The organism is Pseudarthrobacter sp. Y6 (assembly GCF_050156205.1).
Taxonomy (GTDB): Bacteria; Actinomycetota; Actinomycetes; order Actinomycetales; family Micrococcaceae; genus Arthrobacter.
Genome location: NZ_CP189574.1, coordinates 2369406 through 2391615, shown reverse-complemented (window position 1 = coordinate 2391615; position 22210 = coordinate 2369406). Strand labels below are relative to the sequence as shown.

The 22210-nt window shown below is 64.4% G+C and carries 17 protein-coding genes; 14 read left to right on the top strand and 3 right to left on the bottom strand.

What is annotated here, in order from left to right:
- Positions 1–38 precede the first annotated feature (38 nt).
- From ACQCSW_RS11470 to ACQCSW_RS11460, 3 genes are read right to left on the bottom strand one after another with little or no spacing between them, the layout of a single operon-like run.
- Entirely contained in the window at positions 39–539 is a 501-nt protein-coding gene (locus ACQCSW_RS11470) for an N-acetyltransferase family protein (RefSeq protein WP_426986001.1), read from the bottom strand.
- 30 nt (positions 540–569) lie between these two features.
- Positions 570–1940 carry a CoA transferase gene (locus tag ACQCSW_RS11465; RefSeq protein ID WP_426985999.1) on the bottom strand — a complete coding sequence of 457 codons (1371 nt, stop codon included), beginning with the start codon at positions 1938–1940 and terminating at the stop codon, positions 570–572.
- Positions 1941–1951: 11 nt separating this feature from the next.
- Entirely contained in the window at positions 1952–4498 is a 2547-nt protein-coding gene (locus ACQCSW_RS11460; protein WP_426985997.1) for a DEAD/DEAH box helicase, read from the bottom strand.
- A 97-nt stretch (positions 4499–4595) separates the two neighbouring features.
- Between ACQCSW_RS11460 and ACQCSW_RS11455 the strand changes: the two genes are divergently transcribed.
- The 14 genes from ACQCSW_RS11455 to ACQCSW_RS11390 all read left to right on the top strand — a co-directional run bounded on the left by ACQCSW_RS11455 (position 4596) and on the right by ACQCSW_RS11390 (position 22156).
- Complete coding sequence (locus tag ACQCSW_RS11455; RefSeq protein ID WP_426985995.1) at positions 4596–5381, top strand: trans-aconitate 2-methyltransferase; 786 nt, start codon at positions 4596–4598, stop codon at positions 5379–5381.
- A 149-nt stretch (positions 5382–5530) separates the two neighbouring features.
- On the top strand, positions 5531–7276 hold the full coding sequence (locus ACQCSW_RS11450) for an ABC transporter ATP-binding protein (RefSeq protein ID WP_426985993.1): 1746 nt from the start codon (positions 5531–5533) through the stop codon (positions 7274–7276).
- The gene (locus ACQCSW_RS11445; RefSeq protein WP_426985991.1) at positions 7273–9084 is read left to right on the top strand and encodes an ABC transporter ATP-binding protein; all 1812 of its coding nucleotides are present in this window, start codon (positions 7273–7275) and stop codon (positions 9082–9084) included. Before ACQCSW_RS11450 ends, ACQCSW_RS11445 begins: the two co-directional genes overlap by 4 nt.
- A complete protein-coding gene (locus tag ACQCSW_RS11440; protein ID WP_426985989.1) occupies positions 9081–9461 on the top strand; it encodes a GntR family transcriptional regulator in 381 nt (126 codons plus the stop codon). The genes ACQCSW_RS11445 and ACQCSW_RS11440 overlap by 4 nt, the downstream gene beginning before the upstream one ends.
- Before the next feature lie 47 nt (positions 9462–9508).
- Entirely contained in the window at positions 9509–12436 is a 2928-nt protein-coding gene (gene uvrA, locus ACQCSW_RS11435) for an excinuclease ABC subunit UvrA (RefSeq protein ID WP_426985987.1), read from the top strand.
- Between the two features lie 78 nt (positions 12437–12514).
- The gene (locus ACQCSW_RS11430; protein ID WP_426985985.1) at positions 12515–13228 is read left to right on the top strand and encodes an HAD hydrolase-like protein; all 714 of its coding nucleotides are present in this window, start codon (positions 12515–12517) and stop codon (positions 13226–13228) included.
- Complete coding sequence (locus ACQCSW_RS11425; protein WP_354251697.1) at positions 13215–13886, top strand: lysophospholipid acyltransferase family protein; 672 nt, start codon at positions 13215–13217, stop codon at positions 13884–13886. Before ACQCSW_RS11430 ends, ACQCSW_RS11425 begins: the two co-directional genes overlap by 14 nt.
- 9 nt (positions 13887–13895) lie before the next feature.
- Complete coding sequence (gene uvrC / locus ACQCSW_RS11420) at positions 13896–15902, top strand: excinuclease ABC subunit UvrC (RefSeq protein WP_426985983.1); 2007 nt, start codon at positions 13896–13898, stop codon at positions 15900–15902.
- 71 nt (positions 15903–15973) lie between these two features.
- Positions 15974–16897 carry an RNase adapter RapZ gene (gene rapZ, locus ACQCSW_RS11415; protein WP_426985981.1) on the top strand — a complete coding sequence of 308 codons (924 nt, stop codon included), beginning with the start codon at positions 15974–15976 and terminating at the stop codon, positions 16895–16897.
- The gene (locus ACQCSW_RS11410) at positions 16897–17916 is read left to right on the top strand and encodes a gluconeogenesis factor YvcK family protein (protein ID WP_426985979.1); all 1020 of its coding nucleotides are present in this window, start codon (positions 16897–16899) and stop codon (positions 17914–17916) included. Before rapZ ends, ACQCSW_RS11410 begins: the two co-directional genes overlap by 1 nt.
- 9 nt (positions 17917–17925) lie before the next feature.
- Positions 17926–18906 (top strand): DNA-binding protein WhiA, encoded by a 981-nt coding sequence (gene whiA, locus ACQCSW_RS11405; protein ID WP_426985977.1) that lies wholly within the window; start codon positions 17926–17928, stop codon positions 18904–18906.
- Between the two features lie 111 nt (positions 18907–19017).
- Complete coding sequence (locus ACQCSW_RS11400; RefSeq protein ID WP_426985975.1) at positions 19018–19644, top strand: superoxide dismutase; 627 nt, start codon at positions 19018–19020, stop codon at positions 19642–19644.
- A 264-nt stretch (positions 19645–19908) separates the two neighbouring features.
- Positions 19909–20919, top strand: a complete 1011-nt coding sequence (gene gap, locus ACQCSW_RS11395) for a type I glyceraldehyde-3-phosphate dehydrogenase (RefSeq protein ID WP_058932523.1) — start codon at positions 19909–19911, stop codon at positions 20917–20919.
- A gap of 10 nt (positions 20920–20929) precedes the next feature.
- On the top strand, positions 20930–22156 hold the full coding sequence (locus ACQCSW_RS11390; RefSeq protein ID WP_426985972.1) for a phosphoglycerate kinase: 1227 nt from the start codon (positions 20930–20932) through the stop codon (positions 22154–22156).
- Positions 22157–22210 lie beyond the last annotated feature (54 nt).

Here is a 22210-nt window from a genome sequence, read left to right as displayed (position 1 = left end):
GGGTCCGCGTTTGCGTGGTTTGAGAGGAAGCGTCCCGCTCAGCCACGGATGGACGCTGCCGATCGGGTGCCAAAGCTCTCCAGGGCGTCGCCGGTCAGCCGGAATGTGGACCAGCCATCCAGGGTGCGGGCGCCGATGCTGCGGTAGAAGTTGATGGACGGCTCGTTCCAGTCCAGGACGCTCCACTCAACCCGGGCGTAGCCGTTGTCGACGGCGGTGGCGGCCAGGTGCTTCAGGAGCGCCTTGCCGTGGCCCTCGCCGCGGGCGTGCGGGCTGACGTAGAGGTCTTCCAGATAGATGCCGTGGACGCCTTCCCAAGTGGAGTAGTTCAGGAACCAGAGTGCGAATCCCTGGACCTCGCCCGCACTGTTCTCAGCCATCGTGGCAAACACGCGCGGGTTCTCGCCGAACAGGACCTCAGCCAGCATTTCCGGGGTGTTGCGGACAGCGTCCGGCTCCTTCTCGTAGATGGCCAGTTCGTGGATCATCTGCAGGATGGCGGGGACGTCTTGCCGGGAGGCCGGGCGGATTACACTCATGGTCCGAGTTTACTAGCGGGGCCGTGATCCCTACTGCCAGCGAAGCTGCGATGTCCCGTAGCGGACTGGTCCCTTGCTGTACTCCAGCGGCACGCCGTCCGCCATAATGGGCGGCCCAACATATCGCAGGCGGCCGTATGGGCTGTCGATCACGCGGAAGTCCGGTTCAGGCAGGGAACCACCGTGGCTGGCCACCGCGGGCAGCTGGAACAATTCTTCAGCGGTGCGGGCTAAGGAAAGCCGGGCCGCTCCGCCACGTCCGCTTCGGAGCCGTTCGGCCAGCAAGGCAATTGCTGCCGCCGCCAGGCCATATCCCGTGGCATGATCCAGTGCCTGCACAGGCAGCGCCCCAGGCATCCACCCATCTTCAGTCGTACAGCCATACCGTTCGGCAACGCCGCAAGCGGCCTGAACCAGGCTGTCGAAACCGCGCCGTCCCTTCCATGGGCCGCCGCTGCCCCAGGCACTGAGGGTGACTATGACGAGGTCGGGCCGGTCCAGCAACAGCGTTTCGGGCGCCAGCCCGAAACGGTCCAGCCCGCCGTCCCGGTAACCCGTGACCACCACGTCGGCAGACTCAATGAGCCGCCTGATTCCTTCCATAACCGCGGGCTCCCGGAGGTCCGCCTCCGCACTGCGCTTGTCAAAGCCCGAGTCAATGAACACATCGCTCAACTCCGGAAGCTGGGGCGGGTCGATGCGCAGGACGTCCGCGCCCAGGGCACCCAGGAGGCGCGTGGCCGTGGGACCGGCGATGACGCGGGTCAGGTCCAGCACCTTGAGCCCGGCCAAGGGGCGGCGGGGAACTGCCGATGGAACCCACCGGGACGGCTGCGAAGTTTCACCGGCTCCCGTCGGTGGACGGGACATTCTGATCCAAGGCCCGGCGCTGGCCGTCCCATGCATTGGGGTCGCGACCCAGTCGTCCCGCGTACGGACGGCAGCAGCGACGCCGTTGTTTGCCGTGATGGCTTCCTCGGCTGTCAGGGACGTCATTCTTAGCAGGGCGTGTTCCACGTCCTGCGGTGTGCTGACGGAGAGTGCCGCCATCAGCCGGGCTGCGTGGTGGGGATAGTTGGCGTGCAGGCGGATCCAGCCGTCCGACGTGCGCCGAAAGCCGGACATCGGGGCGAACCCTTCGGGTTTCACCCCCGCGATCCGCAGGTGTCCAAGCGAATCGAAGGACGCGGCGGTGGACCCGGATGCCAGGGTGTACCTCCCCGGAACACCAACAAGTGCGTTCAGCGACGTGGCTGCTGCCTGGACCGCCCCCAAAGCCAGCCCCTCGACGTCCAGCAGGCCATTCCACCATTGCCGTGGACCGTCGGAAGGTGCCACGGGCTGGGCCTTCAGGGCTTCCAAAACCCTAAGGCTGCCGGTCAGGTCGGGGACGGAGTCCATGGGGTCGGAGCCTAGAGCCGGTTGACGTCGGTGACCCGGACCACTGCCGTTCCGGATTCGTCGGAGGCCGCCAAGTCCACGTCGGCGGAGATACCCCAGTCATGGTTGCGCGCCGGATCGTCGAAAATCTGCCGGACCTTCCAAAGCCCTGGCTCTTCGGTCATCATGAGCAGTCCGGGGCCGCGGGCATCCGGGCCGGTGCCGATGTCGTTGTGTTCGTCGAAGTAGTCGTCCAGGACGTCTTCCCAGCGGTCGGCATCCCAGCCCGCGCCGCTGTCGAGCTCGCCTAAGGCTGCTGCGTTTTCGTCCGCGAACAGTTCCACACGGCGGAACATCTCGTTGCGGACCATCACGCGGAAGGCACGGATGTTGGACGTCAGCGACGGCGGCGGGGGAGGGGGAGCGTCGTGCCGGGTGGGCATCGCGCCGGACGTCAGCTCCTCCCATTCGTCCAGGAGGCTGGAGTCGACCTGCCGCACCAGTTCGCCAAGCCAGGCGATGAGGTCCTCAAGGTCCTCCCGAAGCATGTCCTGCGGCACGGTCTGGCGCAACGCCTTGAAGCAGTCGGCGAGGTAGCGCAGCACAATCCCCTCGGAGCGGGCCAACCCATAGAACTGGACGAACTCGCCGAAGTTCATGGCACGCTCGTACATGTCGCGGACCACGGATTTCGGTGCCAGTTCAAAGTCGCCCACCCAAGGTGCGGCCTTGCGGTAGACCTCGAAGGCTTCGCCCAGCAGTTCGGCGAGCGGCTGCGGATAGGTGACCTCCTCCAGCATGGCCATGCGCTGGTCATACTCGATGCCGTCAGCCTTCATCGCGGCAATCGCTTCCCCGCGGGCCTTCTTCTGCTGGGCGGAGAGGATCTGGCGGGGCTTTTCGAGGGTCGCCTCGATCACGGACACCACATCCAGGGCGTACGACGGCGAATCCGGGTCAAGCAGCTCCAGCGCCGCCAGTGCAAACGGCGAGAGCGGCTGGTTCAGGGCAAAATTGGCCTGCAGATGGACGGTGAGCCGGACTGTCCTGCCGTCATGGCCCTGCTCTACTGCCGGGATGCGCTCCACCACCTCAGCTGCGAGGAGCTCGCGGTAGATTCCCAGGGCTTTTTTCATCAGCCGCAGCTGTGCGGACCGGGTCTCGTGGTTTTCGGTCAGCAGCCGGCGTGCAGCCGTGAACGGGTCGCCGGGCCGTTCCATCAGGTTCATCAGCATCGAATGCGTCACGCTGAAGCTTGAGGTCAAAGGATCGGGCACGGATTCCACGAGGCGCTTGAAGGTGGGTTCACCCCAGGACACGAAGCCCTCCGGCGGCTTCTTCTTGACCACCTGGCGGAGTTTCTTCTGGTCATCACCAAATTTGGCGGTGGCCTTGGCCATGGCCTTCACGTTTTCGATCACGTGCTCCGGCGCCTGGACCACCACAGTCCCCGCCGTGTCATACCCGGCGCGGCCTGCCCGTCCGGCAATCTGGTGGAACTCCCGGGAGTTAAGCGGGCGGGTGCGGACGCCGTCGTACTTGCTCAGCGCGGTGAGCAAGACGGTGCGGATGGGCACATTGATCCCCACGCCCAGCGTGTCGGTACCGCAGATCACCTTGAGCAGGCCCGCCTGGGCAAGCTGTTCCACCAGCCTCCGGTACTTCGGCAGCATGCCGGCGTGATGGACGCCGATACCGTGCCGGACCAGCCTGTTGAGCGTCTTGCCGAAGCCTGCCGCGAAACGGAAATTCGCGATCAGCTCAGCGATCTTGTCCTTTTCCTCGCGGGTGCACACGTTGATGCTCATGAGCGTCTGGGCCCGGTCAATGGCCTCGATCTGACTGAAGTGCACCACATAGACGGGCACCTGGCGCGTGGAGAGGAGTTCCTCGAGCGTTTCATGGACCGGGGTCTGGTGATAGTAGTAATGCAGCGGAATGGGACGCTCGGCTGAACTCACTGTGGTGGTGGGCCGGCCCGTGAGCTCGGTGATGCCGGCCTCGAACCGGCTGACATCGCCCAGAGTGGCGGACATCAGCAGGAACTGGGCCTGGGGCAGCTCCAGCAGCGGGACCTGCCAGGCCCAACCGCGCTGGGGGTCGGAGTAGAAATGGAATTCGTCCATGATGACCGCACCCAGTTCGGCGGCGGCCCCTTCGCGGAGGGCGATGTTCGCGAGGATTTCTGCCGTGCAGCAGATGATCGGCGCGTTCTGGTTGACGCCGGAGTCACCGGTGATCATGCCAACGTTTTCTGCACCGAATATGTCGCACAGGGCAAAGAACTTCTCCGAGACCAGCGCCTTGATGGGGGCGGTGTAGTAACTGCGCTGGCCCCGTGCCATGGCCTGGAAGTGCGCCGCGATGGCCACCAGCGATTTGCCGGAGCCGGTCGGGGTGGCGAGGATGACGTTGGCACCGGTGGCGAGCTCCATGATGGCCTCGTCCTGGGCCGCGTACAGTTCCAGGCCCCGACTTTCGGTCCACTCAAGGAATTGCGTGTACAGGGCGTCCGGGTCGATGCCTGCGCCGGATGGGTTTGAGGCGGGCAGGACAGGCAGCTGGTCAACGAGTTTCATTGATTTCCAGCTTAGTGCCCAGCCGGTGCCGGATATCCGGGAGGGCCCGGGTTAGGCTCGCGGTACTGCCAGACAGCACCAGGCGATGGAGGTAACTGTGAAGTGGGACCCCGTAAAGTACGTCCAGTTCGGCGACTACCGCGACCGGCCCTTTTTTGACCTTACAGGGCGGATCCAGGCCGACCGGCCACAGCACGTTGTGGACCTGGGATGTGGTCCGGGGAACCTCACGGCCACCCTCGCCCGGAGATGGTCGGAAGCGAAAGTGGTCGGGCTCGATTCGTCCGCGGAGATGCTGGACAAGGCCGCCGCGCAGGCCGGCAGGCATGCGGGCCTCAGCTTCGGGCTGGCGGATATCGCAGACTGGACACCCCCGGCTGAAACCGACGTGGTGGTCACCAACGCCGCGCTTCAGTGGGTGCCGGGGCATCAGGAGATGCTGGCGGGTTGGCTGGCGGCGCTCAAACCTGGTGCCTGGTTCGCCATGCAGGTGCCGGGGAACTTCAACGCCCCGTCTCATGCCCTGATGCGGGAACTTGCAGGCTCGGCACACTGGTCTCCCCAGCTTGACGGCGTACTTCGCGGTGGAGAATCCGTGGGGGAGCCCGCAGGCTACCTCAGCATCATGCTGGACGCGGGCTGCACGGCAGACGCCTGGGAAACCACATACCAGCAGGTCCTCACTGGGGCGGATCCGGTGCTGAACTGGGTGCGCGGCACGGCGTTGCGCCCGGTCGTGGCGGCCCTTTCAGCCGAGGACGGGCACGCCTTTGAAGCTGAGTATGCTGCAGCCCTGCGGGCCGCGTACCCGGGAACGGTCCATGGCACGGTGTTTCCCTTCCGGCGGATCTTTGCCGTAGCGCAAAAGCCGCCAAGCGCATAAACTCCATTCGCTTGAAGTTCTCTACATGGTCGGTAAAACCATATGACTAAAAAGAGAATGTGATGCTGGTTACAATGACGAAAGCGGCTTCTGGGGATGGCAAATGGCCGGACCCTCATCAGCCTCCCAAATCCCGTCCTGGAGGTGAGATGATTTTCGGCTTGATGACCCGGCTTCTGGCTGGCCACAAGGGCGCCGTGGCCGCGATTGTTGCTCTCCAGCTTGTTCAGACGGCAGGCAACCTGCTGCTCCCCACCATTAACGCTGCCATCATCGACGACGGCATCGTGGCCGGGAACACGCCGGAAATCTTCCGCTTGGGCACTGTTATGTCCCTGATAGCTGCGGTCCAGGCGGCGGCGGCCATAGCCGCGGGCTACTTCGGGGCAGTGGTGGCCATGAAGATCGGGCACCAGCTGCGCGGCGAGGTCTTCACCAGGATCCAGTCGCTTTCTTCCCAGGAAGTGGCAGCCTTCGGCACGCAAACCCTCGTCACCAGGGCCACCAACGACACCCAGCAGATCCAGTCGTTCGCCGTCCTGGTCTTCACCATGCTTGTGGCGGCGCCAGTCATGGCGGCCGGGGGCGTCTTACTGGCGTGGCAGCAGGACATGGTGCTTTCAAGCGTCGTGATCGTCATCATGCCCATACTTCTGCTCATCATGTATCTGATAGTCCGGCGTCTGGTGCCCCTATACCGGCAGGGGCAGGAACTCCTGGACCGAACGGGGGAGCTCCTTCGTGAGCAGATCATCGGCGCGAATGTGATCCAGGCCTTCGTCAGGCAGGGACACGAAACACGACGGTTTGCGACGACCAACAGCAGCCTCACCGGAAACAATCTTCAGTCGTCGCTGCTCGTTGCCGGCATGCTGCCGCTGATCATGATTGTGGTCAACGTGTCGTCGGTGGCTGTGGTGTGGTTCGGTGGCCACCGGGTTTACGACGGCGGGATGAAGATCGGCGCCCTCACGGCCTTTATCGCCTACATCCTGCAGATTCTCCTGGCAATCATGATGGCCATGTACGTGTTCATGACGGCTCCGCGGGCCGCCGCTTGCGCAGAACGGCTGGGTGCCGTGCTCGACGCAAAACCGTCAGTCCAGGACTGCAAGGCGCCCCAACGGACCAGCCTTGGGGGCACGTTAGAGGGCGCCAGCGTCACATTCAGGAACGTCAGTTTTTCCTACCCCGGTGCCGAAAATCCAGTACTTGAAGACATCAGCTTCACGGCCGGGCCAGGAACCACTGTTGCCATCGTCGGCTCAACAGGGAGCGGCAAATCGACACTCCTGAGCCTGGTGCCCCGGTTCCTGGACGCCACGGCCGGAACCATCAGCATCGGCGGCCGGAACATTTGTTCGATGCCCTTGGATGTCCTCCGCCGGACCATGGCGGCGGTGCCGCAAAAGTCCCACCTTTTCTCCGGAACCATCTCCGACAACCTGCGCGTCGCAGCTCCGGAGGCAACCGACGGCCAGCTGTGGGAAGCCATGGAGACAGCCCAGGCCGCCAGCTTCGTTCGTGCGCTGCCACTCGGGATGGATACGGAGGTCGGGCAAGGCGGAACCAATCTCTCCGGCGGCCAGCGGCAGCGACTCTGCATATCGCGGGCCCTCCTGCGGCGAGTCCCCGTCTACCTCTTTGACGACAGCTTTTCCGCGCTGGACTTCGCCACCGAGGCCCGGGTCCGGGATGCCCTGGAGGTAGCCCTTGACAGTGCAGTGGTCATTGTCGTGGCGGAACGGATCTCCACCGTTGCCGGAGCCGGACAGATCCTGGTGCTCGACGACGGCCGGCTCGTTGCACAGGGGACGCACCTGCAACTGCTGGAGACATCTGCCACCTACCGGGAAATCGCCGAGTCCCAACTTGCGTTGGACGACGCGCCATGAAAGCTTCGCCCGGCACCGGGGCATCCGAAGGGTTCTGGCCCACAGCGCGCCGTGTCCTTGCATTGCTGCGCCCGTCCAGGGGCCGGATGCTGGGTGCAGTTGCGGCCACCTGCGCTTTTGTTGTCCTCAACGTCGCGGCGCCCAACTACCTCGGTGATGCCACCGATGTTGTGGTGGATGGGGTCTACAGCGGAGTGCTCGACGGGCAGCGGCTGGGAAGCCTGCTGGCCGCCGTTGCCGCGATGTACGTCGGCGCTTCCCTGTTCAACTGGATCCAGGGAGCGCTGACGGCCAGCGCCGTACATGGCCTGATGTATAGCCTCCGGGCATCGGTTCAAGACAAGCTGCACCGGCTTCCGTCCACGTACTTCCAGAAGCAGTCCAGGGGTGACGTCCTGAGCCGCGTCACCAACGACATCGACAATATTTCGCAAGCGCTCAGCCAGGTCCTCACGCAGTTGATCATGTCTGTCCTGATGCTGTGCGGTGCCCTGGCCATGATGCTGTGGATCTCGCCGCTCCTGGCACTGATCGCTCTTGCTTCAGTGCCGTTGTCCACCCTCATCACCGTTATGGTGGCCCGGAAATCCCAAGCACATTTCGCCCGCCAGTGGACCGAAACGGGTGAATTGAACGCCCATGTGGAGGAGTTTGTCACCGGGCACGAGGTCGTTAAGGCCTTCGGGTACCATGACCAGGCAGCGGCAGTCTTCAAGGCAAGCAACGACCGCCTTGCCCGGGCATCCGCACGGGCCCAGTATTCATCGGGCATTGTCCAGCCGTTGATGGTCCTTATCGCCAATGTCAATTACATCGCAGTGGCGGTGGTGGGGGCGCTCCAGGTCACCACGGGGGCCATGACCATCGGCGGGATCCAGGCGTTCATCCAGTTCAGCCGGCTTTTCACCCAACCTGTAGGCCAGATCGGCGGCATGCTCAACGTCATCCAATCCTGCGTGGCTTCGGCGCGCCGCGTGTTCGACCTGCTCGATGCCGCGGAAATACCTGCTGAGCGTGAACGTAACGGGCACAAAGCGGGCCAGGACGGGCGGATTGTGTTCAGCGATGTCACCTTCGGCTATGCCCGGGCTGACCCTGTGGTCCGTGGACTGTCGTTCACGGTGGAACCGGGCCGGACGGTGGCGATTGTCGGCCATACGGGCGCTGGCAAGACCACCATTGTCAACCTCCTCATGCGGTTCTATGAAGTCGACGCCGGCAGGATCACCATCGGCGGTACCGACATCGCAGACATTCCGCGGGACGTCCTGCGCGAGGGATTCGGGGTGGTGCTCCAGGATGCCTGGCTGTTTTCCGGCACCATCAGGGAGAACATCGAATACGGTCGGCCGGGAGCCACAGATGCGGAGATCACTACGGCGGCAGAGGCGAGCCATGTGGACCACCTCATCAGGTCGCTGCCCGCGGGCTACGACACGGTGCTGGGAAACGGGGGAGAGCCTCTCAGCCAGGGCCAGCGCCAGCTGATCTCCATCGCCCGGGCACAGTTGGCGGACCGCACTGTGCTGGTCCTGGACGAGGCCACCAGTTCAGTGGATTCCCGGACCGAGGTCCTGATCCGCCAGGCCATGCAGAGGTTGCGCCGTGGAAAAACAAGCTTTGTGATCGCCCACCGTTTGTCCACGGTCCGGGACGCTGATCTAATTCTGGTCATGGACCACGGACGCATTGCAGAGCAGGGAACCCATCGAAGCCTCCTGGCAGCCAACGGCCGCTATGCCCGGCTGTACAACGCGCAGTTCGCCGGACGTGCGGGCCGCGCCGGCACCTTGGAGGCCGGACGATGACCACAGGCGGTCCGTTCCCCGGAACCTGGAAGCCGAACCAGTCCAGCACGGTGGCACTGTTTGAACAGCTGCGCCTGCACGTGATCCGCCTCGCGGACAGCGGTGCGCTTCCGCCGGGAACCAAGCTGCCGGCGGTGCGGAACTTGGCGGGGCTGCTCGACGTCGCGCCCCACACCGTGGCAAGGGCGTACAAGGAGCTGGAGGCAGCCGGGGTGGTGGCCACGAAGGGCAGGAACGGCACCGTCGTGTGCGCGCGTGATGAGCGGGAGGATGCGCTCGCCCTTGCCGCCAACTCCTATGCGTCAGTGGCCAAGGCCCAAGGTGCCACCTTTGCGGAAGCAGTCCAGTTGCTGGCAGCAGCCTACGACGCCGACTAGCCAGCCCCACATGGATATTCGAAGAAGTTTTCGATTAGCATTAGTGGGTGCCTAAAGCCGTAGCTGAAGAAACAGCAGTCGAATCCGTTCCCGTCGCCGTTGCCCAGGACCCAGCCACGCCTGCCCGGCCAGACCTCTCCCGCCTTGTGGTCAAGGGTGCGCGCGAGCATAACCTGCGCAATGTGGACCTGGATCTGCCCCGTGATGCCATGATCGTTTTCACCGGGCTGTCCGGCTCCGGGAAGTCATCGCTGGCATTCGACACCATCTTCGCCGAGGGCCAGCGGCGCTACGTTGAATCCCTGTCGGCCTATGCCCGTCAGTTCCTTGGCCAGGTGGACAAGCCGGATGTCGATTTCATCGAGGGGCTCTCGCCGGCGGTATCGATTGACCAGAAGTCCACCAGCAAGAACCCCCGCTCCACGGTTGGCACCATCACCGAAATCTATGACTACATGCGTTTGCTGTGGGCACGCGTGGGACGGCCGCATTGCCCGGCCTGTGGCGAGGTTGTGGCCCGGCAGACTCCGCAGCAGATCGTGGATCAGTTGCTTGAGCTTGAGGAAGGCACACGCTTCCAGGTCCTGGCGCCGGTGGTGAGGGGACGCAAGGGCGAGTTCGTGGACCTCTTCAAGGAGCTGACTGCAAAGGGCTATTCGCGTGCCCGGGTGGACGGCGAGCTGATCCAGCTGAGCGAGCCCCCCAAACTCGGCAAGCAGTTCAAGCACACCATTGAGGTGGTGGTGGACCGCCTGGTGGTCAAGGAAGGCATCAGCCAGCGCCTCACGGATTCCGTTGAAACGGCGCTTGGCCTGGCCGAAGGCCGGGTACTGGCTGAGTTCGTCGATCTGGACACAGACGCTCCGGGACGGCTGCGGGCATTTTCCGAGAACCTCGCCTGCCCCAACGAGCATCCCCTGGCCATCGACGAAATCGAGCCGCGCTCCTTCTCCTTCAACAATCCTTTCGGCGCCTGTTCCGCGTGCAGCGGCATCGGTACACGGCTCGAGGTCGACGAAGAACTGATCATTCCGAATCCTGAGCTGTCGTTGTCCGAGGGCGCCATCGCGCCATGGTCACTGGGCACCGCAACAACCGAGTATTGGAACCGCCTGCTCGAAGGGCTGGCCAAGGAGCTTGGCTTCTCCATGGACACGCCCTGGGAGAAGCTCGGCAACGATGTCCGCCAGACCGTCCTGCACGGCAAGGACCACAAGGTGGTTGTCCAGTACAAGAACCGCTTCGGACGGGAACGCAAATACAGCACCGGCTTCGAAGGCGCCATCCAGTACGTCCACCGCAAGCACGGTGAGACGGACTCCGCGTGGGCCCGCGACCGCTATGAAGAGTACATGCGGCAGATCGCTTGCCCCGCCTGCAATGGCGCCCGGCTCAACCCCGCCTCGCTGTCCGTCCTGATCAACGGCAAGTCCATCGCCGATGTCGCGGCCATGCCCATGCGGGTGTGCGCGGACTTCCTGAACAACCTGGTCCTCACCGGCCGCGAGGCCCAGATCGCCCACCAGGTGCTCAAGGAAATCCAGGCCCGGCTGACCTTCCTGCTGGACGTGGGCCTGGAATACCTGAATCTCGAGCGCCCCTCAGCCACCTTGTCCGGCGGCGAAGCGCAGCGAATTCGCCTCGCCACGCAGATCGGTTCCGGCCTCGTGGGCGTCCTTTACGTCCTGGATGAGCCCTCCATCGGCCTCCACCAGCGCGACAACCGCCGGCTTATTGAGACCCTGACGCGGCTCCGGGACATGGGAAACACGCTGATCGTTGTGGAGCACGACGAGGACACCATCCAGGTGGCGGATTGGATCGTGGACATCGGTCCCGGCGCAGGCGAGCACGGCGGCCAGGTAGTGCACTCGGGTTCGTACCAGGAGCTCCTGGCCAACACCAACTCACTGACCGGCGATTACCTGTCCGGACGCAAGAAGATCGAAATCCCCAAGAAGCGGCGCAAATACGACAAGAAGCGTGAGCTGAAGGTCGTCGGGGCGCGTGAAAACAACCTTGTCAACGTTGATGCGGCCTTCCCCCTGGGCCTGTTCACCGCCGTGACCGGCGTCAGCGGCTCCGGCAAGTCCACCCTGGTCAACGAGATCCTTTACAAGGTGCTGGCCAACAAGCTCAACGGTGCTAAGCAGGTTGCCGGGCGCCACAAGAGCATCATGGGCCTGGAGCACCTGGACAAGGTGGTGCACGTGGACCAGAGCCCTATCGGGCGCACCCCACGGTCCAACCCGGCTACGTACACCGGTGTCTTTGACAACATCCGCAAGCTCTTCGCCGAAACCACCGAGGCAAAGGTCCGCGGCTACCTGCCAGGGCGGTTCTCGTTCAACGTTAAGGGCGGGCGCTGCGAAGCTTGCGCAGGTGACGGCACGCTGAAGATCGAAATGAACTTCCTGCCGGACGTCTACGTTCCCTGCGAGGTGTGCCACGGAGCACGGTACAATCGCGAGACCCTTGAAGTGCACTACAAGGGCAAGACCATCGCGGATGTACTCAACATGCCCATCGAAGAAGGTGCGGAGTTCTTCGCAGCCTTCTCGCCGATCGCCCGGCACTTGAACACCCTCGTGGACGTGGGCCTCGGCTACGTACGGCTGGGACAGCCGGCTACCACGCTGTCCGGCGGTGAGGCCCAGCGTGTCAAGCTTGCCGCGGAACTGCAGAAGCGCTCCAACGGACGCAGTGTGTATGTTCTCGACGAGCCCACCACGGGCCTGCACTTCGAGGACATCCGCAAGCTCCTGATGGTCCTTCAGGGGCTGGTGGACAAGGGCAACACGGTGATTACCATCGAACACAACCTGGACGTCATTAAGAGCGCCGACTGGATCGTGGATCTTGGCCCGGACGGCGGTTCGGGCGGCGGCCAGATCGTGGCCACCGGCACTCCAGAGCAGGTAGCGAAATCCACCAAGAGCCACACGGCGTCCTTCCTCGCGGAAATACTGAGCTAGGCGGTTGGCCTCCGAGGACGTATGCCGTGTCGGGCATGCGAGTTTCGGGCTTGCTCGGTGTCGTGAGAAACTAAGCCGGTGACTCAAACAACAGTGCCCGTGATCTTTGACCTGGACGGCACTCTTGTCGATCCGGCCGGCGGAATATCCGACGGAATCGCAGCAGCCCTTGCCGCCGCAGGTCTGCCGGTTCCTGGCCAGGACGTCCTGAACTCGATGATCGGCCCCAAACTCAGCGACGCACTCCTGAGTGTCTGCAAGGTTCCGGCCGAGATGCTCGACGAGGTCATCCGGACGTACCGGCAGTACTATCTGGCTACGGGGATAGCCCAGGGCCGGCTGTACCCCGGGATCAAGGCAGCGCTGGAGAGCTTCGCGGCGGAAGGCAGGCCAGTGGCCGTCGCCACGCAAAAGCCCGAGGGGCTGGCCCAGATCGTGCTGGGCCACCACGGCATCGCCGGCCTGTTCCAGTCCATCAGGGGTTCGGCAGACAACGAGTCGTCAACGGACGGTCCGGTGGGGAAGGCAGACATCATCGCCGCGGCACTGACTGACCTGTCCACCCAGCGTGCCGTCGTGGTGGGTGACCGTGCCCAGGATGTGGCGGGAGCCATCGCGAACGGGCTTGACTGCATCGGCGTGGGCTGGGGATTCGCTCCCGACGGCGAACTCGAGGAAGCCGGAGCCGTCACCGTGGTGGACACTACCGCGGGCATGGTTGCCGCCATCGGGCGCCTCGAGGCCATCCACACTGCCGCGATGAGTGAGGTGCGCAACGATGGCGCTGTTTGATGCAGTCCGCTGGACAACACGGGGACTGATCGCTGGCAGCTGCCGGCCCACCGTCGTCGGCCTTGAAAACGTCCCCAAGGACGGCCCGTTCATTGTGGCGCCGAACCACCTCTCCTTCTTTGACAGTGTCATCGTCCAGGCGCTCATGCCGCGGCCAGTGGCCTTCTTCGCCAAAGCCGAGTACTTCACCACCGGTGGTGTCAAGGGCAAAGTCATGAAGTCCTTTTTTCAGTCCGTGGGTTCCATCCCGGTGGAGCGGGGCGAGCAGGCAGCCAGCGTCCAGGCCCTCAAGACCCTCCTGGACATCCTTGAAGCGGGCAAAGGCATAGGCATCTACCCCGAGGGCACACGCTCACGGGACGGCATCCTCTACCGCGGCCGTACGGGCGTGGGCTGGCTCGCCCTGACCACCGGGGCGCCTGTGGTTCCGGTCGGCCTGATCGGCACGGAGAGCCTGCAGCCGGCCGGCGAGAAGGGCTTCAAGCCGCATCACTTCACCATGAAAGTGGGGGAGCCCCTGTATTTCGACAAGACCGGCCCGGATCATTCACTGCCGGCGCGGCGCCAGGTGACGGACCGCATCATGGATGTGATCGCCGAACTCAGCGGCCAGGAACGCTCCACCAGCTATAACCAGAGCAAGACCACGGATCAGTAGAATGAAGTAGTGGCAGATCCAGCAACTTACCGGCCCCAGGCGGGTGAAATTCCCACGAACCCCGGGGTGTACCGGTTCCGCGATCCCCACGGCCGGGTCATCTACGTCGGCAAAGCCAAAAGCCTTCGCTCCCGCCTGAACTCCTACTTCGCGAACCCGGCTGGCCTGCTGCCCAAAACCCACGCAATGGTTCACACGGCCAGCAGCGTCGAGTGGACAGTTGTTGGCAGCGAACTGGAATCGCTGCAGCTTGAATACACCTGGATCAAGGAATTCAAGCCACGCTTCAACGTGGTCTTCCGCGACGACAAAACCTATCCGTACTTGGCCCTCACCATGAGCGAGAAGCTCCCCCGGGTCCAGGTCATGCGGGGGGACCGCCGCAAAGGCACCCGGTACTTCGGTCCCTACACTGCCGGCGCGATCAGGGAAACCATGGACACCTTGTTGCGGGTTTTTCCCGTCCGCAGCTGCAGCGCTGGAGTCCTCAAACGGGCCCAGGCCAGCGGCCGTCCCTGCCTTCTGGGCTACATCGACAAATGCTCCGCCCCCTGCGTTGGCCGGGTGACCCCGGAAGAACATCGGGTCCTGGCGGAGGACTTCTGCGCGTTTATGGGCGGCGAGGCCAAGCGCTTCATCACCAAGCTCGAAAAGCAGATGGCCGACGCCGTTGGCACCCTCGACTACGAGCGTGCGGCGAGGCTCCGTGATGACATCTCCGCCCTACGGAAGGTCTTTGAGCGCAACGCCGTTGTGCTCGCCGATGATACCGACGCCGATGTCTTCGCACTGTACGAGGACGAGTTGGAGGCCGCCGTCCAGGTCTTCCACGTCAGGGGCGGCCGGATCCGTGGCCAGCGCGGCTGGGTGGTCGAAAAAGTGGAGGACGCCACCACCCCGGATCTGGTGGAACACCTGCTGCAGCAGGTGTATGGGGACGACGGCGACAGCCATGGCAGGCTGCCCCGTGAAGTCCTGGTGCCCGTCGAACCCAGCAACGCTGCGGAACTGACGGAATGGCTCGGCGGCCTGCGGGGAGCCAAAGTGGATATCAGGGTGCCGCAGCGCGGCGACAAGGCTGCCCTGATGTCCACCGTCCGTGAGAACGCCGAGCACGCGCTCAAACTGCATAAGACCCGCCGCGCCGGGGACCTCACCGTGCGTTCCCAGGCTCTGCAGGAGCTGCAGGAAGCCCTGGACCTGCCCGTGGCGCTCCTGCGGATTGAATGCTTCGACGTCTCCCACGTCCAGGGCACCAACGTTGTGGCATCCATGGTGGTGGTCGAAGACGGGCTGCCCAAGAAGTCCGATTACCGGAAATTCTCCGTCACCGGGGCCGCGGCTGCGGATGACACCGCCGCCATGCACGATGTCCTGACGCGGCGCTTCCGGCATTACCTGCAGGATAAGTCGGCGCAGGTCGAGGCGTCCGCCCTGCCAGGGCACCAAGCCGCATTGGAAGCGGCCGCCGACGCGGCGGTCCTGGACACCACTACTGCCGCGCCGCGGGCAAAATTCGCGTACCCGCCCAACCTGGTGGTGGTCGACGGCGGCAAGCCCCAGGTGAACGCCGCAGCCCGGGCGCTGGCGGACCTTGGTATTGAGGATGTGTACGTGGTGGGCCTGGCCAAACGGCTTGAGGAAGTCTGGCTGCCGGACAGCGACTTCCCCGTGATCCTGCCCAGGACGTCCCAGGGACTCTATCTGCTGCAGCGGATCCGCGACGAAGCCCACCGCTTCGCCATCACTTTCCACCGGCAGAAGCGCGGCAAGGCCATGACCGTCTCGGCGCTGGACGGAGTGCCTGGCCTTGGTGAGTCCAAACGCAAGGCCCTGCTCACCCACTTCGGGTCCGTCAAGGGTGTGAAAGCTGCCACCGCGGCCGAGCTCACGGCCGCCAAGGGCATTGGACCAGCCCTTGCCAACGCCATCGTGGCCCACTTCAGCGGCGAAGACGGGGCCGGCGATGCGGTTCCAGCCGTGAATATGGCGACCGGCGAAATCATTGAAACCTAGGTAGGGTAAGGAACGCAGGTTTCCGCTTTGCGGGTGCCTGCCTTCATCTGGACAGAAACGGGGCGGAACGAATGGCAGACTCTACGGCGGAATCCGGGACAGGGCAGGACGGGCTGACGCCGGTCAAGCCCCTCGAAGCGGAACTGCTGGTGGTCACCGGTATGTCAGGGGCGGGACGCAGCACCGCCGCTGACGCACTTGAGGACCATGGCTGGTATGTCGTGGAAAACCTGCCGCCGCAGATGCTCGGCACCCTGGCCGAGATTGTCTCCCACGCTCCGCAGTCCATTCCGCGGCTGGCCGTGGTGATGGATGTCCGCAGCAAAGGCCTCTTTGTCGACGTCCGTGCGGCCCTGGGGGCCCTCGCCGCCAGTGGTGTCACGTTCCGGGTCCTTTTCCTCGACGCCAAAGACGACGTCCTGGTCCGCCGGTTCGAGCAGGGCCGCAGGCCCCATCCGCTCCAGGAAGGCGGCCGCATCCTCGACGGCATTGCAGCCGAACGGGAGGTGCTCAAGGAACTGCGCGACAGCTCCGACGTCGTACTGGATACCTCGACCTACAACGTCCACGCCCTGGCTACCGCCATCACGGAACTCTTCAGCGAGACCGGCCCGGTGGCACTGCGGCTCAACGTCATGAGCTTTGGCTTCAAGTACGGCCTGCCGGTGGATTCCAACTACGTTGCTGACGTCCGATTCATCCCGAATCCGCACTGGGTCCCGCAGCTGCGCCCGCATACGGGCCTGGACAAGGACGTCAGCGATTACGTCCTCGAGGCGGAAGGTGTAAAGAACTTCGTGGACCGCTATGTCCTGGCGCTCGAGCCCGTCCTGGACGGCTACCGGCGCGAAAACAAGCACTACGCCACCATCGCCGTCGGCTGTACCGGCGGCAAGCACCGGTCCGTGGCAGTCGCCGTCGAGCTTTCCAAGAAACTGGCACAGTATCCCCGCGTGACCGTCACCACCACCCACCGGGATCTGGGCCGCGAATAATGGGGATGCTTACGGGGCCGCTGCCGTTGGTACCGGTTTCAGGCGGAACGGCAGCCGGCCAGCAGGACAAGGGCCCCAACGTCGTGGCGCTCGGCGGCGGGCACGGACTGTCCGCTTCGCTCTCGGCGCTGCGGCTGCTCACCTCCGAGCTGACCGCCATTGTCACTGTGGCGGACGACGGCGGGTCTTCAGGGCGTCTGCGCGACGAGTACGGCGTCCTCCCGCCCGGAGACCTGCGCATGGCGCTGTCCGCCTTGTGCGATGACACGGACTGGGGCCGCACGTGGCGCGACGTGATGCAGCACCGTTTCCGGCCCGGCCAAGGCCGCGGCGGATCGCTGGATGAGCATGCAATGGGTAACCTGCTCATCGTCACCCTTTGGGAGCTTCTGGGCGACACCGTGGCCGGACTGAAGTGGGCCGGCGCCCTGCTCGGTGCCCGTGGGCAGGTGCTGCCCATGTCCACCGTTCCGCTGACCATCGAAGGTGACATCCGCGTCACTGCACCTGACGGCACGTCTGCGCTCCAGACGATCCGCGGGCAGGCGCGGTGCGCCGTTGCGGGCTCGCTGGAACAGGTCCGCCTCCTGCCCGAACAGGCGCCGGCCTGTGTTGAGGCCCTGACAGCCATCGAACTGGCTGATTGGGTCATCCTGGGGCCGGGGTCCTGGTACACGTCCGTGCTGCCGCACCTGTTGCTCCCGGAAATGCGTGCCGCCCTGAGTGCCACGGCCGCAAAACGCTGCCTCACCATGAACCTGGCCACGGACACCAAGGAGACCACGGGCATGTCTGCGGCCGACCACCTCCACGCACTGCGCCGGTACGCGCCGGACTTCAGTGTCGACGTTGTCCTGGCGGATCCCGCGTCGGTGCAGGACCGGCAGGAGTTCGAGAAAGCCGCCGGGATGATCGGCGCCGAGGTTGTCTTGGGTAAAGTGGGGGCGTCGGGCCGCCGACCCGTCCATGACCCCCTGCGTCTGGCAGCGGCGTACCACGACATTTTTGGGAACAGTTAGGAAGGTGCCATGGCACTGACATCATCGGTCAAGGAAGAACTGTCCCGTCTGGACATCAAGAAATCGTCAGTCCGCAAGGCAGAGGTCTCGGCTATGCTGCGCTTCGCCGGCGGCCTGCACATCATCTCGGGGCGGATCGTGATCGAAGCCGAGGTTGACCTCGCATCCACGGCGCGCAGGCTCCGGGCTGCCATCGCCGAGGTTTACGGCCACCAGAGCGAGATCGTCGTTGTCTCCGGCGGGGGACTGCGCCGCGGCAGCCGGTACGTGGTGCGGGTAGTCCGCGACGGCGAGTCCCTGGCCCGGCAGACGGGGCTCCTGGACGGCCGCGGGCGGCCGGTGCGGGGGCTTCCCTCGGCCGTGGTCAACGGCTCGGCCGCTGACGCCGAGGCAGTGTGGCGTGGTGCTTTCCTGGCCCACGGTTCCCTCACCGAACCGGGCCGTTCGTCATCGCTGGAAGTCACCTGCCCGGGTCCCGAGTCCGCGCTTGCCCTCGTTGGCGCCGCCCGCCGTCTCGGCATCCAGGCCAAAGCCCGCGAAGTCAGGGGAGTGGACCGGGTAGTGATCCGCGACGGCGACACCATTGCCGCCCTGCTCATCCGCATGGGGGCCCATGACGCCCTGATGGTCTGGGAAGAGCGCAGGATGCGCAAGGAGGTCAGGGCCACGGCCAACCGGCTCGCCAACTTTGACGACGCCAACCTGCGGCGCTCCGCCCAGGCGGCCGTGGCCGCCGGTGCCAGGGTTGACCGGGCACTGGAGATCCTGGGCGACGACGTCCCGGACCACCTCAAATATGCCGGCGAACTCCGGGTGGCCCACAAACAGGCGAGCCTGGACGAGCTGGGGCGCCTGGCAGATCCGGTAATGACCAAGGACGCCATCGCCGGCCGCATCCGCCGGCTTCTGGCCATGGCGGATAAACGAGCCATCGGTTTGGGGATCCCCGGCACTGATGCCAATGTGACGCCTGAGATGCTGGACGAGTAGCGGCGACCCTAGAATCAGAGCGTTCACCCTGATCTTCCGGATGCCAGTCATCCGGATGCACAATCCGAGAGTTACAACCCGGACAGACCGTCCACGACATTGGAGGATTTTGTGACCGAGTACGCACTGCCAGAACTCAGCTACGACTACGCAGCGCTTGAGCCGCACATTTCGGCGCGCATCATGGAGCTGCACCACAGCAAGCACCACGCCGCGTACGTTGCAGGTGCCAACAACGCCCTTGCGCAGCTGGCAGAGGCCCGCGACAAGGGCGACTTCGCCAACATCAACCGCCTTTCCAAGGACCTCGCGTTCCACACCGGCGGCCACATCAACCACTCGGTGTTCTGGAATAACCTGTCCCCGGACGGCGGTGACAAGCCTGAGGGTGAGCTGGCAGCTGCCATCGACGACGCCTTCGGTTCCTTCGACGCCTTCCGTGCCCAGTTCTCCGCTGCAGCCCTTGGCCTGCAGGGATCGGGCTGGGGCTTCCTGGCCTACGAGCCGATCGGTGGCAACTTGGTCATCGAGCAGCTCTACGACCAGCAGGGCAACGTGGCTCTCGGCACCACGCCGCTGCTGATGCTGGACATGTGGGAGCACGCCTTCTACCTGGACTACGTCAACGTCAAGGCTGACTACGTCAAGGCCTTTTGGAACATCGTCAACTGGGCCGATGTCGCCAAGCGCTTCGATGCTGCACGCACCAACGCCACGGGCCTCATCACCCTGCCGTAGTGACCCGCAGTACATGAGCGTGTAACAAACTTCACATTTCGGCGTGATTTCGGCCGGAATGTGGAAGGTCCGCCCCCGCACTTGCGGGGGCGGACCTACTTAAACGTAAGATGGATCACGGAAGGCGGTCTGCCTTCAGCAATGTGGCTGGTCGCCCTCCGATCTGTTAATCATCTCTGCCCAATGGCGTGCGGGATCTGTTAGTTGGCTTCAACGCCCGCTCAACTAGTTTGTGCTTAATCAAGCACCAAGGAGACTGAACAAGTGACGACCCGTATTGGTATCAACGGCTTCGGCCGCATCGGCCGCAACTACTTCCGCGCAGCCCTCGCACAGGGCGCGGACCTGGAGATCGTTGCCGTCAACGACCTCACCAGCCCTGAGGCACTGGCCCACCTGCTCAAGTACGACTCCGTCGGCGGCCGCCTGAAGGAAACCGTTGAGGTCAAGGACGGCAACATTGTTGTCGACGGCAACGTCATCAAGGTTCTCGCCGAACGCGATCCCGCCAACCTGCCCTGGGGCGAGCTGGGCGTTGACATCGTCATCGAGTCCACCGGCTTCTTCACCAAGGCCGCTGCCGCGCAGAAGCACATCGACGCAGGCGCCAAGAAGGTCCTGATCTCCGCACCTGCCTCCGACGAGGACATCACCATCGTGATGGGCGTCAACGAGGGCCTGTACGACAACGCGGCGCACAACATCATTTCCAACGCGTCCTGCACCACCAACTGCCTGGGCCCGCTGGCCAAGGTCCTCAACGACACCTTCGGCATCGAGCGTGGCCTGATGACCACCATCCACGCCTACACGGCTGACCAGAACCTGCAGGACGGCCCGCACAACGACCTCCGCCGTGCCCGTGCCGCCGCCATCAACATGGTCCCCACCTCCACAGGTGCGGCCAAGGCGATCGGCCTGGTCCTGCCCGAGCTCAAGGGCAAGCTGGACGGCTTCGCCATCCGCGTGCCCGTCCCCACCGGCTCAGCCACCGACCTCACCGTCACCGTCTCCCGCGAGACCACCGTCGAGGAAGTCAACGCGGCGCTGAAGAAGGCTTCGGAGTCCGACGAGTTCCAAGGCATCCTGACCTACACGGACGCACCGATCGTGTCCTCGGACATCGTCGGGGACCCGGCGTCGTCGATCTTCGACTCGGGCCTGACCAAGGTCATCGGCAACCAGGTCAAGGTTGTTTCCTGGTATGACAACGAATGGGGCTACTCCAACCGCCTCGTGGACCTCACGGAGCTCGTCGCAGCCAAGCTGGGCTAGGGTTAGACACATGACATTCCACACCCTCAACGAACTGATCGCTGAAGGTGTCCGCGGGCGGTACATTCTTGTCAGAAGTGACCTGAATGTGCCGCTCGACGGCTCTACAGTGACTGACGACGGCCGTATTAAGGCCTCTCTGCCAGTACTGGGAAAGCTCACGGACGCCGGTGCCCGCGTGCTGGTAACAGCCCACCTCGGACGCCCGAAGGGCGCTCCGGAGGACAAGTACTCCCTTCAGCCTGCCGTAGCGCGGCTCGCAGAACTTGCCGCCTTCAAGGTCTCGCTCGCGCAGGACACTGTGGGCAGCTCCGCGAAGGAACTCGCTGCCTCGCTTCAAGACGGCGAAGTCCTCGTCCTGGAGAACGTGCGTTTCGACGCCCGGGAGACCAGCAAAGACGACGCCGAACGCGGCGCGTTCGCGGACGAACTGGTGGCCCTGTCAGGGGCCAACGGCGCCTACGTTGACGACGCCTTTGGTGCCGTACACCGCAAGCACGCCAGTGTCTACGACGTCGCCACCCGGCTCCCGTCCTACCAGGGCGATCTCGTACACACCGAGGTGGAGGTGCTGCGGAAGCTGACGGCTGACACGCAGCGGCCCTACGTGGTGGTGCTCGGCGGCTCCAAGGTCTCCGACAAACTGGCGGTCATTGACAACCTCATCGGCAAAGCCGACACCATCTTGGTGGGCGGCGGCATGCTCTTCACGTTCCTGGCGGCAGAGGGCCACAGCGTGGCCGGCAGCCTCCTGGAAGAAGACCAGATCCCGGTTGTCCAGGACTACCTGAAGCGGGCTGCCGGTGCCGGCACCGAATTCATCGTGCCCACCGACGTTGTGGTGGCCAGTAAGTTCGCGGCCAACGCAGACTACGAGACCGTCCCCGCGGACGGCATCGAGGCCAGCAGCTTCGGCGCCCAGGGCATCGGCCTGGACATCGGACCGGACTCTGCAGCCGCCTTTGCGGACCGCATCAAGGGCGCCAAAACGGTGTTCTGGAACGGACCCATGGGCGTCTTTGAATTCGAAGCATTCTCCGGCGGAACCCGCGCCGTGGCCAAGGCCCTGACTGAGGCCGATGCGTTCACCGTGGTAGGCGGCGGGGACTCCGCTGCCGCCGTGCGGACGCTCGGCTTCGCTGACGACCAGTTCGGGCACATTTCCACCGGCGGCGGCGCCAGCCTCGAATATCTCGAAGGCAAGGAACTCCCGGGACTCAGCGTCCTGGACCGTTAGGAACCTGGACTGCCAAGTCCTCCGGCCGGCAGGGTGCCCGCGGGCACCCTGCCG